The 16,931-nt window shown below is 50.1% G+C and carries 16 protein-coding genes; 14 read left to right on the top strand and 2 right to left on the bottom strand.

The window, feature by feature from the left end; translation table 11 throughout:
- Positions 1-94 precede the first annotated feature (94 nt).
- The 7 genes from ubiE to hemB all read left to right on the top strand — a co-directional run bounded on the left by ubiE (position 95) and on the right by hemB (position 6,054).
- The gene (gene ubiE, locus AC1HDJ_RS02045) at positions 95-850 is read left to right on the top strand and encodes a bifunctional demethylmenaquinone methyltransferase/2-methoxy-6-polyprenyl-1,4-benzoquinol methylase UbiE (protein WP_479536870.1); all 756 of its coding nucleotides are present in this window, start codon (positions 95-97) and stop codon (positions 848-850) included.
- 67 nt (positions 851-917) lie between these two features.
- Positions 918-1,523 (top strand): ubiquinone biosynthesis accessory factor UbiJ, encoded by a 606-nt coding sequence (locus tag AC1HDJ_RS02040; RefSeq protein WP_479536868.1) that lies wholly within the window; start codon positions 918-920, stop codon positions 1,521-1,523.
- Complete coding sequence (gene ubiB / locus AC1HDJ_RS02035; protein WP_479536866.1) at positions 1,520-3,157, top strand: ubiquinone biosynthesis regulatory protein kinase UbiB; 1,638 nt, start codon at positions 1,520-1,522, stop codon at positions 3,155-3,157. Before AC1HDJ_RS02040 ends, ubiB begins: the two co-directional genes overlap by 4 nt.
- 165 nt (positions 3,158-3,322) lie before the next feature.
- Positions 3,323-3,592: a Sec-independent protein translocase subunit TatA gene (tatA, locus tag AC1HDJ_RS02030; protein ID WP_479536864.1), complete on the top strand. Its 270-nt coding sequence runs from the start codon at positions 3,323-3,325 to the stop codon at positions 3,590-3,592.
- 3 nt (positions 3,593-3,595) lie between these two features.
- The gene (gene tatB, locus AC1HDJ_RS02025) at positions 3,596-4,186 is read left to right on the top strand and encodes a Sec-independent protein translocase protein TatB (protein ID WP_479536862.1); all 591 of its coding nucleotides are present in this window, start codon (positions 3,596-3,598) and stop codon (positions 4,184-4,186) included.
- Entirely contained in the window at positions 4,186-4,962 is a 777-nt protein-coding gene (gene tatC, locus AC1HDJ_RS02020; protein ID WP_479536860.1) for a Sec-independent protein translocase subunit TatC, read from the top strand. Before tatB ends, tatC begins: the two co-directional genes overlap by 1 nt.
- Before the next feature lie 72 nt (positions 4,963-5,034).
- Complete coding sequence (hemB, locus tag AC1HDJ_RS02015; protein WP_479536858.1) at positions 5,035-6,054, top strand: porphobilinogen synthase; 1,020 nt, start codon at positions 5,035-5,037, stop codon at positions 6,052-6,054.
- 188 nt (positions 6,055-6,242) lie between these two features.
- Here the strand turns inward: hemB and ppx are convergent, their stop codons facing one another.
- Positions 6,243-7,757, bottom strand: a complete 1,515-nt coding sequence (ppx, locus tag AC1HDJ_RS02010) for an exopolyphosphatase (protein WP_479536856.1) — start codon at positions 7,755-7,757, stop codon at positions 6,243-6,245.
- A 3-nt stretch (positions 7,758-7,760) separates the two neighbouring features.
- Positions 7,761-9,047 carry an ATP-dependent RNA helicase RhlB gene (gene rhlB, locus AC1HDJ_RS02005; RefSeq protein ID WP_479536854.1) on the bottom strand — a complete coding sequence of 429 codons (1,287 nt, stop codon included), beginning with the start codon at positions 9,045-9,047 and terminating at the stop codon, positions 7,761-7,763.
- Positions 9,048-9,163: 116 nt separating this feature from the next.
- On the opposite strand from rhlB, the gene trxA reads away from it, so the two are divergent.
- The 7 genes from trxA to rffG all read left to right on the top strand — a co-directional run bounded on the left by trxA (position 9,164) and on the right by rffG (position 16,928).
- Positions 9,164-9,490 carry a thioredoxin TrxA gene (gene trxA / locus AC1HDJ_RS02000; RefSeq protein WP_479536852.1) on the top strand — a complete coding sequence of 109 codons (327 nt, stop codon included), beginning with the start codon at positions 9,164-9,166 and terminating at the stop codon, positions 9,488-9,490.
- A gap of 222 nt (positions 9,491-9,712) precedes the next feature.
- A complete protein-coding gene (rho, locus tag AC1HDJ_RS01995; protein WP_438622735.1) occupies positions 9,713-10,972 on the top strand; it encodes a transcription termination factor Rho in 1,260 nt (419 codons plus the stop codon).
- Positions 10,973-11,297: 325 nt separating this feature from the next.
- Positions 11,298-12,374, top strand: coding sequence for a UDP-N-acetylglucosamine--undecaprenyl-phosphate N-acetylglucosaminephosphotransferase (wecA, locus tag AC1HDJ_RS01990; RefSeq protein WP_479537199.1), 1,077 nt, complete (start codon positions 11,298-11,300; stop codon positions 12,372-12,374).
- 73 nt (positions 12,375-12,447) lie between these two features.
- Complete coding sequence (locus AC1HDJ_RS01985) at positions 12,448-13,383, top strand: Wzz/FepE/Etk N-terminal domain-containing protein (RefSeq protein WP_479536849.1); 936 nt, start codon at positions 12,448-12,450, stop codon at positions 13,381-13,383.
- 89 nt (positions 13,384-13,472) lie between these two features.
- Positions 13,473-14,612 carry a non-hydrolyzing UDP-N-acetylglucosamine 2-epimerase gene (gene wecB / locus AC1HDJ_RS01980; RefSeq protein ID WP_479536847.1) on the top strand — a complete coding sequence of 380 codons (1,140 nt, stop codon included), beginning with the start codon at positions 13,473-13,475 and terminating at the stop codon, positions 14,610-14,612.
- Positions 14,602-15,864, top strand: coding sequence for a UDP-N-acetyl-D-mannosamine dehydrogenase (gene wecC, locus AC1HDJ_RS01975; protein ID WP_479536845.1), 1,263 nt, complete (start codon positions 14,602-14,604; stop codon positions 15,862-15,864). The genes wecB and wecC overlap by 11 nt, the downstream gene beginning before the upstream one ends.
- Complete coding sequence (gene rffG, locus AC1HDJ_RS01970; protein ID WP_479536843.1) at positions 15,861-16,928, top strand: dTDP-glucose 4,6-dehydratase; 1,068 nt, start codon at positions 15,861-15,863, stop codon at positions 16,926-16,928. The genes wecC and rffG overlap by 4 nt, the downstream gene beginning before the upstream one ends.
- The last annotated feature ends 3 nt before the right edge of the window (positions 16,929-16,931 follow it).

Genomic DNA, 16,931 nt, shown 5'->3' with positions numbered 1-16,931 from the left:
TATGCTTAATTAACCGTGATTAATCTTCATATATGGAGGCTGAACTGCGCTTGGGGTAAACTGGCGTAAATACATTTAGGCAAAGGCAATAGACATGGCAGAGCAGCCGCAGGAAACAACGCATTTTGGTTTCCGTACAGTCGCCAAGGAAGAGAAGGCCGGAATGGTCGCTGATGTTTTTCACTCCGTGGCAGCAAAATACGATTTGATGAACGATCTCATGTCGTTCGGTATCCACCGCTTGTGGAAACGTTTCACGATTGACTGCAGTGGCGTGCGCCGCGGGCAGCGTGTGCTAGATTTAGCCGGTGGTACCGGTGATCTGACCGCCAAATTCTCACGTCTTGTCGGTGAAACCGGCGAGGTGGTACTGGCTGATATTAATGACTCCATGCTGAAAGTCGGGCGCGCAAAGCTGCGTGATCTGGGCGTGGTCGGCAATGTCAGTTATGTGCAGGCCAATGCCGAAGCCCTTCCCTTCCCTGATAACTATTTTGACTGCATTACCATTGGTTTTGGTTTACGTAACGTCACTGAAAAAGAGCAGGCACTACGCTCTATGTTTCGGGTATTAAAACCCGGTGGCCGTTTACTGGTGCTGGAGTTCTCAAAACCCACCATTGAACTGCTGGGCAAAGTGTACGATACCTACTCATTCCATATTTTGCCGAAAGTGGGTGAAATGGTGGCCAATGACAGCGAAAGCTATCGTTATTTGGCTGAATCTATCCGCATGCATCCGGCACAAGATGCACTCAAAGAGATGATGGAACAGGCCGGCTTTGACCAAGTGAGCTACTACAACTTAACCGGTGGTATTGTGGCTTTGCATCGCGGTTATAAATTTTAGTTCGTTACTGTTACGGTAATCCGCTAAACCGACTCTTGTTGTGATGTATGTGACGTAAAGGATGACTATGCCCTTACTCCCGCTGGTAACTGGTGTATTAGAAACGGCGCTTAATGCTCTGATCAGCCAAAATACTGATGCTAAAAATGCCTTATTACGGCTAAAAGGGCGTGTACTGGTGCTGCAGTTGCGTGAGTTTAGTGCGCCTTTGGCACTGGTGTTCTCTGATCGGGTTGATATTTTGGCCGCGTGGGAAGGTGAAGCGGATTGCCGTATTCATACCGATCTGTTGACCCTATCTGCACTGCGTGATCGCCGCCAGATCACCCGCTTAATCCGTGAACAGGCACTCGATATTCAGGGTGATATCCAGCTGCTGCAACCGGTGCAAACCCTGTTTGAGCAGCTCGATCTTGACCCCGCTACGGTGCTTGCACCGTATACCGGTGATATTGTCGCGCACGGTGTTAGCCGTGTATTACGTGGCACGCTACAGGCGGTGCAACAGCAGCATCAACGTAACGAACACTATGCTGCACAGGTGCTGACTGAAGAGTGGCGTCTTGCACCTGGCGGGCTGGAAGTGGCCTATTTTGCTGATCAAGTTGATGCCTTGGCAGTGCAACTTGCCGGCATTGAACAACGGTTAGCCCGTTTGGAAAAACAGCCATGATGCCGAGTGATTTTCGCCGTTTATACCGTATTACACAGGTATTTTTAAGCTACGGCTTAGATGAACTGCTGCCCGATATGCGGTTGACACTGCCGCTGCGCATCGCGCGTAAAGGTATTTTTTGGATCAAAAATCAGCATCCGGAAAAACCGCTCGGTATGCGCTTGCGCCTTGCCTTGCAAAGCTTAGGGCCGGTCTGGATCAAGTTTGGCCAGATGCTCTCGACCCGACGCGATCTTTTCCCGCCGCATATCGCCGATCAGCTGGCCTTGCTGCAAGATCAGGTCGCCTCTTTTGATGGTCAACTGGCCCGTCAGCAGATTGATGCTGCGCTTGGCGTACCGCTAGAGACACTGTTTGATGACTTTAACCCGATAGCACTGGCTTCAGCCTCTATCGCACAAGTGCATACCGCGCGCTTGAAATCGAACGGGCAAGAGGTGGTGCTGAAAGTGATTCGCCCTGATATCCTGCCGATTATCAAAGCTGATGTCAGGCTGATGTATCGCTTGGCCCGCACACTGCCGCGCCTTTTACCCGATGGCCGCCGTTTGCGCCCCGTTGAAGTGGTTCGCGAGTATGAGAAAACGCTGCTTGATGAGCTGAACCTGATGCGTGAAGCGGCTAATGCCATTCAGCTACGGCGCAATTTTACCAGCAGCCCGATGCTGTATGTTCCCGAAATATATACTGATTATTGCCGTGAAAGCCTGTTGGTGATGGAGCGCATTTACGGTATTCCAGTTTCTGACATCAGCGCGTTGCACGCCAACGGTACCAACATGAAGCTGCTGGCCGAACGCGGTGTACAGGTCTTTTTCACGCAGGTTTTTCGCGACAGCTTTTTCCATGCCGACATGCACCCCGGCAACATTTTTGTCAGCTATCAGCACCCTGAAGACCCGCAATATATCGGCATTGACTGCGGCATTGTCGGCTCACTTAACCGTGAAGATAAACGCTATCTGGCCGGTAATTTTATCGCTTTTTTCAACCGTGACTACCGCAAAGTGGCTGAATTGCATGTGGATTCAGGTTGGGTTCCTGCAGACACCAATATTGAAGAGTTTGAGTTTGCCATCCGAACCGTTTGCGAGCCGATTTTTGAAAAACCACTCGATCAGATCTCTTTTGGCCATGTGCTGCTGAACCTGTTTAATACCGCGCGCCGTTTTAATATGGAAGTACAGCCGCAGCTGGTACTGCTGCAAAAAACGCTGCTGTATGTTGAAGGGCTTGGCCGTCAGCTCTATCCCCAGCTTGATTTGTGGAGTACCGCCAAACCCTTTTTAGAAAGCTGGATGCGCGAGCAGATCGGCATTAAGGCCGTGATTCAAGCTGTAAAAGATAAAGCGCCGTTTTGGGCGGAAAAACTGCCTGAACTGCCTGATCTGGTGTACGACTCACTGCGCCAGCAAAAACTGCTCAGTGAACAGATGCGCAAGCTTAACGGTCAGCTGGCTGTTAGGCAGAAAAATGATGCGCAGGCGCGCTATTTACTGACTGTCGGTGCAACCCTTGTCTTGTCATCAGTGATTTTGCAGGTCAGTACCCGCACCCTGTGGCCGATAGGCCTACTGGTGGCCGGTATCGTGTGCTGGGGCATTGGCTGGTCGCGGCAGCGTGATGCGTAAAACTGTTTTTTTATGTTGATAATCCGGCAGAGTAGGCCGCAAAATGGGCGATTCAATAATCGTATTGAACCCGATTTTTAAGTCACTATTTTTGAGTTACTCTTTTAATGCAAACCATCTTGTTGCGGCATGATGACAACCTAATTTCTTTCAGAGGGATATAACATGGGCGGAATCAGTATTTGGCAGTTACTTATCATTGCGGTCATTGTTGTGCTGCTGTTTGGTACCAAAAAACTGCGCAATATCGGCGGCGATCTGGGCGGAGCCGTGCGTGACTTTAAAAAAGCACTCAATGACGATGCAGCAAAGGCACAGCAAAAAAATGATCTTGGCGATGCCGATTTTACACAGAACATTGTCGATCAGAGCAAAGCCGAACACAGCAGCACTGATGACAGTGCTAAAAAGAGCCAAAATAAAGAGCAGGTATAACCCGTGTTTGATATCGGTTTCTGGGAGCTGGTACTGATTGCCGTTATCGGCTTGGTTGTCTTAGGGCCTGAACGGTTACCGGTTGCCGTACGCACTGTCGCGCATTGGGTAAGAACTATCCGCGCCATGGCCGCATCGGTGCAAAATGAGCTAAACCAAGAGCTTAAATTGCAAGAGATGCAAAATAACCTCAAAAAAGCAGAGCAGATGAATTTAAAAGATCTCTCTCCTGAGCTTGATGCCTCACTGCGTGAGCTCAAAGAGGCGGCTGACTCCGTGCAGCGCCCTTATGCGCCATCAGCAGAGAGTGCCCAACAGGTTAATACTGAGGTCTCATTCGCAGCAAATGCTGCCGAAAACTCCACGGTAGCTGCTGCACAGCCGATTACCTCGGTTTATCCGGAAGGCTCGTCACCGGCAGAGCTGGCCGAGCAAGCCGAAGACGAGCATGAAGCCGATGATCAGCATCCTGTTCATCTGGCCGAAGGTTTGCCGGCTTCTGGGTTAAATCAGCCTGATCCAGTTGCGGAGGCAGCCCCACAGGCTACGCAGTATTTAGCGTCAGAACAGAGCCTCAAAAGGGAGCAACCATAATGTCGGTGGATGATACCCAGCCCCTGATTTCGCACCTAATTGAGCTGCGTACCCGTTTACTGCGCGCCATTATCAGTATTTTAGTGATCTTTACCGCGCTCGTTTGGTTCTCAAACGATATTTACGCGTGGGTTTCTGCTCCCTTGGTTGAGCGTATGCCGCAGGGCGCGAGTATGATTGCAACCGAAGTGGCATCGCCCTTTATTGCGCCGATCAAGCTGACATTAATTGTCTCGGTATTTATTGCCGCTCCGCTGATCTTGTACCAGATCTGGGCTTTTGTCGCGCCGGCGTTGTACAAACATGAACGCCGCCTGATTATTCCGCTGCTGGTTTCGAGTTCGGCGCTGTTTTATCTCGGTATGCTGTTTGCCTACTACATCGTATTTCCGCTGATCTTTGGCTTTTTCACCCAAACCGCACCACAAGGTGTCACCATTGCCACCGATATTAACAGCTACCTTGATTTTGTGATGGGGCTGTTTTTAGCGTTTGGGCTGGCCTTTGAGATCCCTGTGGCGATTATCCTGCTCTGCTGGAGTGGGGTTACCAATGCAGATGATCTGCGTAAAAAGCGGCCTTATATCGTTGTGGCCGTATTTGTTGTTGCCATGCTACTGACACCGCCAGATGTGTTTTCACAAACACTGCTGGCTATTCCTATGTGCCTGCTGTTTGAACTGGGCGTTTTCTGTTCGCGCTTTTACGTGCGAGAAACCGTTGATGACGACATGCAGCGCGATAGCGAAGATGATGATACCGAAGCAAGGCACTAAATTCCCTGCTTACGGAGATAAAAGGGCCGTCGTTTGACGGCTTTTTTTATAGGATTTAATGAGGAACAAACCATGACACTGAATATTCCCGGCTCATTTCCTGGCCGTCGTTTACGCCGTGTACGTAAGCACGACTTTAGCCGCCGCTTGGTAGCTGAACATCAGCTGAGTGTAAACGATCTGATCTATCCGGTATTTGTACTCGAAGGAGATAACCGCCGCGAAGCGATCCCCTCAATGCCGGGTATTGAGCGTTTATCGATAGATTTGCTGCTGCAAGAAGCGGCAGAGCTGGTGGCATTAGGGGTTCCTGCTATTGCCTTATTCCCGGTGGTGGGGCAAGAGAAGAAGACCTTACTGGCCGAAGAAGCCTATAACCCACAAGGTCTGGTACAGCGTACCGTGCGTGCACTGAAAGCGGCCCACCCACAGCTAGGGGTTATCACCGATGTGGCGCTCGACCCGTTCACCGTCCACGGGCAAGATGGCATTATTGATGACACCGGTTATGTGCAAAATGACATCACCACCGAGATTTTAGTGCAGCAGGCACTCTCACAGGCCGAAGCGGGTGCTGACGTAGTTGCCCCGAGCGATATGATGGATGGTCGTATCGGTGCTATCCGTGAAGCACTCGAAGCCAATGGTTTTATCCATACCCAGATCATGGCCTACTCGGCAAAATATGCCTCTTGTTACTACGGCCCGTTCCGTGATGCGGTTGGATCATCGGGTAACCTGAAGGGTGGCGATAAGAAAAATTACCAGATGGATCCGGCCAACAGCAATGAAGCCTTGCAGGAAGTTGCGCAAGACTTACAAGAGGGTGCGGATATGGTCATGGTAAAACCGGGAATGCCGTATCTGGATGTCGTTCGCCGCGTTAAAGATGAGTTTGGTGTACCGACCTTTGCTTATCAGGTGTCGGGTGAATACGCCATGCACATGGCCGCCATTCAGAACGGCTGGCTCAAAGAGCGTGAGTGCATTATGGAATCACTGCTGTGCTTTAAGCGTGCCGGTGCTGACGGTATTCTGACCTACTTTGCTAAGCAAGTTGCACAGTGGCTCAATGAATCCTCAGTGCGATAAGGTTGTTTTATCCCGCGATAAGTTGCTTTATTCCCTGATAAATAGGGGCACTTAAAACGCGATATTTAACGAACACCTAAAAACAAAAAGCGGCCTAATATGCCGCTTTTTTTATTTCAGAACCTGATCACCGAATTTTGATAGATCTGGTAGAGGCTCAATCAGCCATCAACTTGATGATATTCCGGTTACGGAGATTCGGTCTGGCAGCCAAGCGTCAGCGGAAGGTGCAGATTACCCAGCCACCTTGCCTCTTGCCCTAAATCTTCGGCCCGTAGTGGGTGGCTCTCTAGCCAGCCTTCAGGCAAGCACAGTTGCAGGCGATCACCTTCGCCGGTAAGCGTTACCTGTGGCAGCGTATCATCACGGCGGCGGCTGGCCAAAATAATGGCCAAACGCAGCAAACGGCATAGCTTTAACGCTTCGGCCACCGAAATAGCATTTTGTGCCGCTAATTTGCTCAGATCCGGCTGTTCACGCTGATTATACAGCAGCGCGGCCAGCAGCTTACGTTGTGCGGGTGTAAAACCGGGAATGGCGGAATTAGAGAGCAGATACGCCGCATGTTCATGCGTACGTTTATAATCAATTCCCAACCCTATCTCGTGCACCATAGAAACCCAGCCGAGCAGTTCACGGCTAAGAGCACTTAGATGCCAGTCACCGGCGACATGATCAAATAGCTGCCATGCGGTATTACGTACCCGCAGCGCCTGTTCGGTATCAATATGATACTGACGTTGCAACGCGGCTATCGTGTGCCCGCGGATATCACCTTGTGCCTGAGCATGTTGCGGATGCAGCATGCCATATAACAGCCCTTCACGCAGCGCGCCCCCTGATAGGGTCATATCGTCAATCGCCAGTGTTTCAAAAATAGCGATTAAAATCGACAGACCACTTGGGAAAACCAGCGCACGATCGAGCGTCAAGCCCTCAATTTCCAGCTCTTCTAGCTTGTAGCATTGAATCGCCTGTGCACGTAACTGGCGCAGTTTGGCCAGCGTAATGTGCTCATCCATCCCCTGTGCCAGCATGATCTCTTGCAGCGCCTGCACTGTGCCCGATGCACCGACACAGGCTTGCCAGCCGAGTGAGGTAAATTGGGCCACAATCGGCTGTAAAATATCACGCGCAGCTTGTTCGGCGGCGGCAAAGTTATGTTCACACAAACGCCGATCGGCAAAGTATCGCTCAAGCCAAGTAACACAGCCCATATGCAGGCTAACCAAGGCTTGTGGTTGTGACCCTTTGCCGATAATCAGTTCGGTACTGGCTCCACCAATATCCACCACCAAGCGGGGATCTGGCCCTCCGGTGGTGTGGGCTACCCCCTGATAGATCAGGCGAGCCTCCTCTTCTCCGGCAATCACCTCAATCGGATGGCCTAAAATGCGCTGTGCGGTGTGCAGGAAATCGGCCGCGTTACGTGCACTGCGCAGTGCCGCGGTGGCGACGACCCGCACATGCTGAGCTGGAATATCCTGTAAACGCTCGGCAAACAGCGCCAAGCACTGCCAGCCACGCTCAATGGCATCTTGTGAGAGATTATTTTGCTCATCTAGACCTGCAGCTAGTCGCACTTTGCGCTTGATGCGGGCAATGGTCTGAATATTTCCGGCAACCTGACGCACAACCAGCATATGAAAGCTGTTTGAGCCAAGATCAATTGCCGCATAGCAAGAGGATACCGAGTTTATCATCTGTTATTCGGCCGGATTACGCTTACGTGGGCTACGAACGCCGGGGCGACGATGACCATTTTGGCGCGTTGTCGATGTCGGGCGCGGGCGTTGTAAACGGAACGGCGCAGGCAGTTCGGTCAGCAAGGCTTCGCTGTCATATTTACTTACCGGAATACTGTGCTCGATGTAGGTCTCGATACCCGGCAGATTTAGCGCGTACTCTTCACAGGCAAAGCTGATAGAGTGGCCGCTTTCCCCTGCACGGCCGGTACGGCCAATACGGTGCACGTAATCTTCGCAGTCATCTGGCAGGTCATAGTTAAAGACATGCGTTACCAGAGGAATATGCAAGCCGCGGGCAGCCACGTCGGTGGCAACCAGAATATCCAGATTACCTTTGGTAAAGTCATCTAAAATGCGCAGACGTTTTTTCTGTGCTACATCACCGGTCAGTAATCCAACCCGATGACCATCAGCGGCTAAATGCCCCCAGATTTGTTCACAGCGATATTTTGTGTTGGCAAAAATAATACTGCGATCTGGCCACTCTTCTTCCAGTAGAGTCTGCAATAATCGCATTTTTTCTTCATTTGAAGGGTAGAATAGCTCTTCTTTAATGCGGTGGCCGGTTTTCTGCTCTGGCTCTACTTCGACATATTCAGCATTATGCATATATTCGAAAGCCAGCTCGCGGACACGGTAAGAGAGCGTTGCCGAGAACAGCATATTGAGACGCTGATCCGGTTTTGGCATGCGACGCAGCAAATAACGGATATCTTTGATAAAGCCAAGATCGAACATCCGATCGGCTTCATCAAGAACCATTACCTGAATTGCACCCATGTTGATAATATTCTGCTTCTGGTAGTCAATAATTCGACCGGTTGTACCAATCAGAATATCGACACCTGCTTCCAGTACTTTGAGTTGCTTATCGTAGCCGTCGCCACCGTAAGCTAACCCGAGGCGCAAACCAGTGGTTTGTGCCAGTAGCTGCGCATCAGCATGGATCTGCACCGCCAGTTCGCGCGTTGGTGCCATAATAAGCGCACGCGGCTGATTCTGTTGGTGCTGCTCACCGGCAGGATGAGTCAGTAGATGATGAAAAGTCGAGGTTAAAAAGGCGAGGGTCTTCCCTGTACCTGTTTGCGCTTGACCGGCGATGTCACGTCCTGCCAGAGAATAAGGCAGTGCGAGCGCCTGTATTGGTGTGCAGTGCTGGAATCCTTGTTGTGCTAAAGCACTCAGGACATCCGGATGCAACCCGAAATCGGCGAATTTCTGTTCAGTTAGGTGTGTTTTGCTCATAGCGGGTAGAATATCAGCTAACTCTTGCTTTACGAAAGCGTATCCATTGAAATAAAGTCAATAACAACGGTTGGTCAATGTTACACCAACACAGCAATAAATATTTGGGAGTAAAGATGAGCGATAAAATTGTTCAACTGACCGATAGCAGCTTTGAAACTGATGTCATCAATGCCACTGGCCCTGTGCTGGTAGACTTCTGGGCTGAGTGGTGTGGCCCGTGCAAAATGATCGCCCCAATTTTGGATGAAGTGGCGACTGAATACCAAGGTCGTGTCACAGTCGCAAAACTGAACATTGATCAAAATGCGGCTACCGCACCAAAGTACGGTATTCGTGGTATTCCAACCCTGCTATTGTTCAAAAATGGTGCGGTGGCAGCCACGAAAGTGGGCGCACTCTCTAAAACTCAACTGAAAGAGTTTTTAGACGCACACATTTAAGTAAATTTCAGTTAAAATAGCGGCTAGCAGTTGGAATCTGCATTTTATTTAACCAACTGCTAGACGCATTTCTGATTTGATGCTAGTTTACTGTTACTGCTTAAACGCACCTAATTCTTCTTAAATTACCACTGATTGCTGGCCTATGCCAACAGGCTGTTCTGTTAGCCAGTATTCCCGTGATTGGCTTATCCCCGAGTTCACTATCAAGAACCCATCGTTATGAATCTTACCGAACTGAAAAATACACCTGTCTCCGAGCTTGTAGCGCTTGGTGAGTCAATGGGCCTCGAAAACATGGCTCGGATGCGTAAGCAGGATATTATCTTTGCTATTTTGAAACAGCACGCCAAGAGTGGCGAAGATATCTTTGGCGATGGTGTGCTAGAGATATTGCAAGACGGGTTTGGTTTCCTCCGTTCTGCTGATTGCTCTTACCTTGCTGGCCCCGATGATATCTATGTTTCTCCAAGTCAAATTCGTCGCTTCAACTTACGCACCGGTGATACCATTGCAGGTAAAATCCGACCGCCAAAAGAGGGTGAACGCTATTTTGCCCTGCTGAAAGTCAACGAAGTTAACTTTGACCGCCCAGAAAACTCCCGCAACAAGATCCTGTTCGAAAACTTAACCCCACTGCATGCTAATCGTCGTTTACGTATGGAACGCGGTAACGGTTCGACCGAAGATCTGACTGCGCGCGTGCTTGATTTGGCATCACCTATCGGTTGTGGTCAGCGTGCATTGATTGTTGCTCCGCCAAAAGCGGGTAAAACCATGCTGCTGCAAAATATTGCCCAAAGCATTGCGGCAAATCACCCTGATTGTGTGCTGATGGTGCTGCTGATTGACGAGCGTCCGGAAGAAGTGACCGAGATGCAGCGTCTGGTAAACGGTGAAGTGGTGGCATCTACCTTTGATGAGCCTGCTTCTCGCCACGTACAGGTTGCCGAAATGGTGATCGAGAAGGCCAAGCGTTTGGTTGAACATAAGAAAGATGTGGTTATCCTGCTTGACTCGATTACCCGTCTGGCACGTGCGTATAACACCGTCGTTCCGGCATCCGGTAAAGTGTTGACCGGTGGTGTTGATGCTAACGCCCTGCATCGTCCAAAGCGTTTCTTTGGTGCGGCTCGTAACGTAGAAGAGGGCGGTAGCCTGACCATTATTGCCACCGCGCTGGTTGATACCGGCTCGAAGATGGACGAAGTGATCTACGAAGAGTTTAAAGGTACAGGTAACATGGAACTGCACCTTGCGCGCAAAATTGCCGAAAAGCGTGTTTTCCCTGCGATTGATTACAATCGCTCTGGTACGCGCCGTGAAGAGCTGCTGACATCGTCAGAAGAGCTGCAAAAAATGTGGATCCTACGCAAAATATTGCACCCAATGGGTGAAATTGATGCAATGGAGTTCCTGATCAATAAATTGGCGATGACCAAAACCAACGATGAATTCTTCGACATGATGAAGCGTTCTTAAGCATATTGTTGGATATAACCTTAAAAGCGTCGCTATTTAGCGACGCTTTTGTTTTTTCAGGCCAATAAATTTGTCGCTGATCGGCGACGCGTTTATTCATTTGAAAAATAGCGTTAAGATTACTGGCAGTAGATAAGCATTTACAGACCGTATCGGATCTCAGGCACAAACAGTAATAGATGTAATTATGGGTACTGTCTTGCACAGCCAAGTCTGTTTCGGTTATAGGTTAGCTTGATACGTTAATACCAGTTTACAGGGTGCAGGTGAGCACCTCATTCAAGGGCTATGGATGGTGAACCTTCTTCGCAGTGACGTGCTCATGATGGGTAGTGATCTTCTTTTTGTGTTTCTTTTCTCACTGGCCTCGTTATTTATTGCGCGCAAAGTGGCGCGTAAAGTTGGGCTGGTGGATAAACCGAATTACCGCAAATTACACAATGGCTTTATTCCATTGGTTGGCGGTATATCAGTATTTTCAGGTATGGCTTTTTTCTTTATTCAGCACTGGTCGCATTTAAGCCAGCCGGGTCTGTACTTATTTTGTGCTGGTATTTTATTGATTGTCGGCATTCTTGATGATCGTTTTGATGTCAGCGTAAAAATCCGGGCCTGTGTACAGGCGGCAATTGCCATCATCATGATGAGTATTGGTGGGCTGCATCTTAACAGCCTAGGTAATATTCTGGGGTCTTGGGAATTAACGCTCGGCCCGCTGGGGTATGTCTTAACGTTACTGGCGGTATTGGCGGCCATTAACGCCTTCAATATGGTTGATGGTATTGACGGTCTGCTGGGTGGTTTGTCATGTGTCACCTTTGGTTCATTGGGGATTTTGTTTTTACTCGATAATCAAGGGTCTCTGGCACTGTGGTGTTTTGCGATTATTGCCGCCACCTTACCCTATATTTTATTAAATCTGGGGATCCCGTGGGGGCGTAAATTTAAAGTCTTTATGGGGGATGCAGGCAGTACGGTGATTGGTTTTACCGTGGTCTGGTTACTGCTGCAAAGTACGCAAGGGCAGAACCACCCGCTCAATCCGGTCACCGCGTTGTGGGTGATTGCGATCCCGTTGATGGATATGATCACCATTACGTATCGCCGGATAAAGAAAGGGCACAGCCCATTTTCACCTGATCGCCAGCACATTCATCACATGGTGATGCGTGCCGGTTTCTCTTCTGGTCAGGCATTTTTGGTGATTACCGGTGTTGCTGCGTTACTGGCAGGATTTGGTATTTTTGGTGAGTGGATGCGCTGGCCCGAGTGGGTAATGCTACTGGCGTTTTTACTGACCTTTGTGGTTTACGGATATTGTATCAGCCGGGCTTGGGTTGCCACTCGGTTTGTTCGCCGTGTACGTCGTCGGCTGACAGTATGGCTTGGACGACATTTTTAAGATTACTGGTTTTTGCGCCATTGAGGATTATAGCGCCGTGATAAAGCAGGTATCAGAACAGACGAGCAGTAACATGGATAATGAGCTCGATATCCGAGGATTAGTCCGCACATTGTGGCTGGGTAAAGTATGGATTATTGGTGTTGCCGCCCTGTTTGCGGCTGCGGCACTGATTTATTCCTATGCGGTTAAGCAGGAGTGGAGCGCCAATGCAATCACTGACAAACCGCTGACCAGCCAGCTGGGTAACTATTTTTCTTTGCAGCAATATCTGCGCGGGCTGGATATCCAAGATACCGCCAGTGTCACTTTGCCGCCGGTACAAGATGAAGCGTATGAAGAGCTGCGTATGCAACTCGGATCGTACGATACACGGCGCGATTTTTGGCTGCAAACCGACTATTACCGCTCACGTTTGGAAGGAAATGCCAGTGCTGATGGTCAATTGCTCAATGATCTGATTGACGACATCATTTTTACTGGCAAAGACGACAAAAAAAGCCCTTACGACAGCATTCGTCTGAGTGCTGAAAATGCCACTGATGCCAGCACATTGCTGAAGCAGTATATTGCATTTGCAAATGCGCGGGCGATTGTGGCTCTGCGCGCCAACCTTGATGGCCGCTGGCAGTCTCGTTTGCAGTCAGTCAAAGCATTGGTTGCGCGTCAGACCTCTGTCGCACAAGCGGTATATCAGCGCAAGCAAGCTGCGGCTGACACCCATGCTGCCAAGCGTGCTGACAGCGAAGCGGTAAATGAAACGGCCAACGAAACCTTGCAGGCTGCCAACTTTGATGTGGATTATGCCCAGAATAAAGCGGTGCTGGCAGGCTTGGCGATAACACCTAAACTTGATAATAACATCGAAACATTCCGCTATTTGCGCACCCCTGTTGAGCCAGTTAAGCGCGATAAACCACGCCGGGTATTCTTATTTATCCTGTGGGGCTTTATCGGTGCTATGACGGGAACAGGTATTGTGATTGCTCGTCGTATTTCAGCCCAGTAAACCGGGGCTGGGGGCAATGATATTGCCCCCTACTTTTAGGTGCTGCTAGTCAAATAGCGCGACCAAACAACAAAATAAAGAGTATTGCTGTGAAAGTGTTGACCGTTTTCGGTACGCGTCCTGAAGCCATTAAAATGGCACCGCTAGTTCATGCTTTGGCCGAGCATCCTGCATTTGAGGCGAAGGTGTGTGTCACCGCGCAGCATCGTGAGATGCTCGATCAGGTCTTGAAGCTGTTTGAGATCACCCCCGATTTTGATCTGAATATCATGCGTCCTGGCCAAGGGTTAACCGAGATTACGTGCCGTATTCTCGAAGGCTTAAAGCCGGTGCTCAATGAGTTTCAGCCTGATGTAGTGCTGGTTCACGGTGATACAACAACCACAATGGCAGCCAGTTTAGCGGCCTTTTACCACCAAATTCCGGTTGGACATGTTGAGGCGGGGCTGCGAACCGGCAACCTTTACTCTCCGTGGCCAGAAGAGGGTAACCGTAAACTGACCGGTCATCTGGCACACTACCATTTCGCCCCAACCGAAACGTCACACCAAAATTTACGCCAAGAACATATCCCTGAACCGCAGATATTTGTCACCGGCAATACCGTGATTGATGCGCTGTTTTGGGTGCGAGATAAGCTGCTAAATGACCCAGCACTGTTGCACAGTGTTGAATCACGCTATCCGTTTTTACGGGCAGATACTAAGATGATTCTGGTCACCGGGCACCGCCGGGAAAGTTTTGGTGACGGTTTTGAGCGGATCTGTACCGCGCTGGCGCAAATTGCCCGTCAGCACCCTGATGCACAGATTGTCTACCCGATGCACCTCAACCCGAATGTGCGTGAACCGGTTAACCGTATTTTGAGCGGTATCGATAATGTGATTTTGATCGATCCACAAGACTACCTGCCGTTTGTTTACCTGATGCACCGTGCTTACCTGATCCTGACCGACTCCGGCGGTATTCAGGAAGAAGCCCCTTCACTGGGTAAACCGGTTTTAGTCTTGCGTGATACCACCGAGCGCCCTGAAGCGGTTGCGGCCGGAACGGTCAGATTGGTCGGTACACAAGTAGAGACTATTGTTGCTGAAGTCTCACGTCTGCTGAGCGATAACGACGAATACCATCGCATGAGTCGTGCCCATAACCCGTATGGTGACGGGCATGCCTGCCAACGAATTCTTGATGCATTAATGAATAATCAGGTGACTCGCCATGAGCTTTGAAACCATTTCTGTGATAGGTCTGGGCTATATTGGCCTACCGACAGCCGCAGCGTTTGCGTCTGCGAAGAAAAAAGTAATCGGTATCGATATTAACCAGCATGCGGTTGATACCATTAATCAGGGCAAGATCCACATTGTCGAACCTGATTTAGACCGCGTGGTTAAAGAGGCGGTCGAAGGGCAGTTTTTGCGTGCGAGTACCACGCCGGAAGCGGCTGATGCCTTTTTAATTGCCGTACCTACCCCGTTTAAGGGCGATTACGAGCCAGATCTGGTGTATGTCGAAGCAGCGGCTAACTCGATTGCTCCGGTGCTGAAAAAAGGCGATCTGGTTATTTTAGAGTCCACCTCACCGGTCACCGCAACAGAACAAATGGCGCAGTGGCTGATGGCTGCTCGCCCTGACTTGAGCTTCCCGCCACAAGCAGGTGATGCGGCAGATATCAGCATTGCCTACTGCCCTGAGCGTGTACTGCCGGGCAAGGTGATGGTTGAGCTGATTCAAAATGATCGGGTGATTGGCGGAATGACTCCGCGCTGCTCTGAGCGCGCAGCCAGCCTGTATAAGATCTTTGTACAAGGTGAGTGTGTAATCACTAACTCACGGACTGCCGAAATGTGCAAGTTGACTGAAAACAGCTTCCGTGATGTGAATATTGCCTTTGCCAATGAGCTGTCAGTTATCTGTGATAAACAAGACATTAACGTGTGGGAGCTAATCCGCTTGGCGAACCGCCATCCGCGCGTCAATATTTTGCAGCCAGGCCCCGGAGTTGGTGGCCACTGTATCGCGGTTGACCCGTGGTTTATTGTGGCGCAAAACCCACAAGAGGCGCGTTTAATCCGTGCCGCCCGTGAAGTAAACGATGGCAAACCGCATTGGGTGGTCGAAAAAACCAAGCTGGCAGTGGCCGAATGCTTGAACGCGACCGGTAAGCGGGCACAAGATATCAGTATCGCCTGTCTGGGTCTGGCGTTTAAGCCAGATATTGATGATCTGCGCGAAAGCCCAGCGGTTGAGATAACCCAGCTGATTGCACAGTGGCACAGTGGCCGTGTGTTGGCTGTTGAGCCGAATGTTGAAGCCTTGCCGAAAAAACTGCAAGGTCAGGTGGAGCTTATCAGCACTGAACAAGCACTGGCCGATGCTGATGTACTGGTATTGCTGGTTGATCACCGTCAGTTTAAAGCCGTTGCCGCCGATTCTGTGGCGCAGTCTTGGGTGGTTGATACCAAAGGAGTCTGGCGGTGAAAACAATTTTAGTGACTGGCGGTGCCGGTTTTATTGGCTCTGCCGTGGTGCGCCACATTATTCAGGATACTGACTATCAGGTCGTTAATCTGGATAAGCTGACCTATGCCGGAAATCTTGAATCACTGGCGCTGGTGGCGGATAACGCCCGTTATACCTTTGAGCAGGTCGATATTTGTCAGCGCAGTGAGCTTGATCGGGTGTTTGCCACCTATCAGCCGGATGTGGTGATGCATTTGGCAGCAGAAAGCCATGTTGATCGTTCGATTGATGGCCCTGCAGCTTTTATTGAAACCAACATTATCGGCACATATAACATGCTCGAAGCGGCCAAAAGTTACTGGAATACGCTTGAGCCTGCCAATAAAGCGGCGTTTCGTTTTCACCATATCTCAACCGATGAGGTCTATGGTGATCTGCACGGCAGTGATGATCTGTTCACAGAAACGACCCCGTATGCGCCAAGCAGCCCGTACTCGGCTTCAAAAGCATCCAGTGATCATCTGGTGCGCGCGTGGCTGCGTACCTATGGTTTACCAACGCTTATCACTAACTGCTCAAACAACTACGGGCCGTACCACTTCCCTGAAAAACTGATTCCCCTAATGATTTTGAATGCTCTGGCGGCCAAGCCTTTGCCGGTATATGGGCAGGGAAATCAGGTGCGAGATTGGCTGTATGTTGAAGATCATGCCCGCGCACTGGTGCTGGTTGCAACACAAGGCCAGATCGGTGAAACCTACAATATTGGCGGCCACAATGAGCGCAAAAATATTGATGTAGTACAGACCTTGTGTGCCTTGTTGGAAGAGTTAGTGCCAGAAAAACCGACCGGTGTAGAAAAATATACCGATCTGATCACCTACGTGGCAGATCGCCCGGGGCACGATCTGCGTTACGCGATTGATGCTAGCAAGATTGCCGATGAACTGGGCTGGTTACCGCAAGAGACCTTTGAAAGCGGAATGCGTAAAACCGTGCAGTGGTATCTGGCAAATACTGACTGGTGGCAGCGAGTACTCGATGGCTCGTATGCCGGTGAGCGTTTGGGCCTAGGGGAGTAACCG

The organism is Plesiomonas sp. ISS29 (assembly GCF_056522795.1).
Note: the sequence above shows the minus strand (reverse complement) of the source record. Positions and strands in the feature narration are given on the sequence as shown.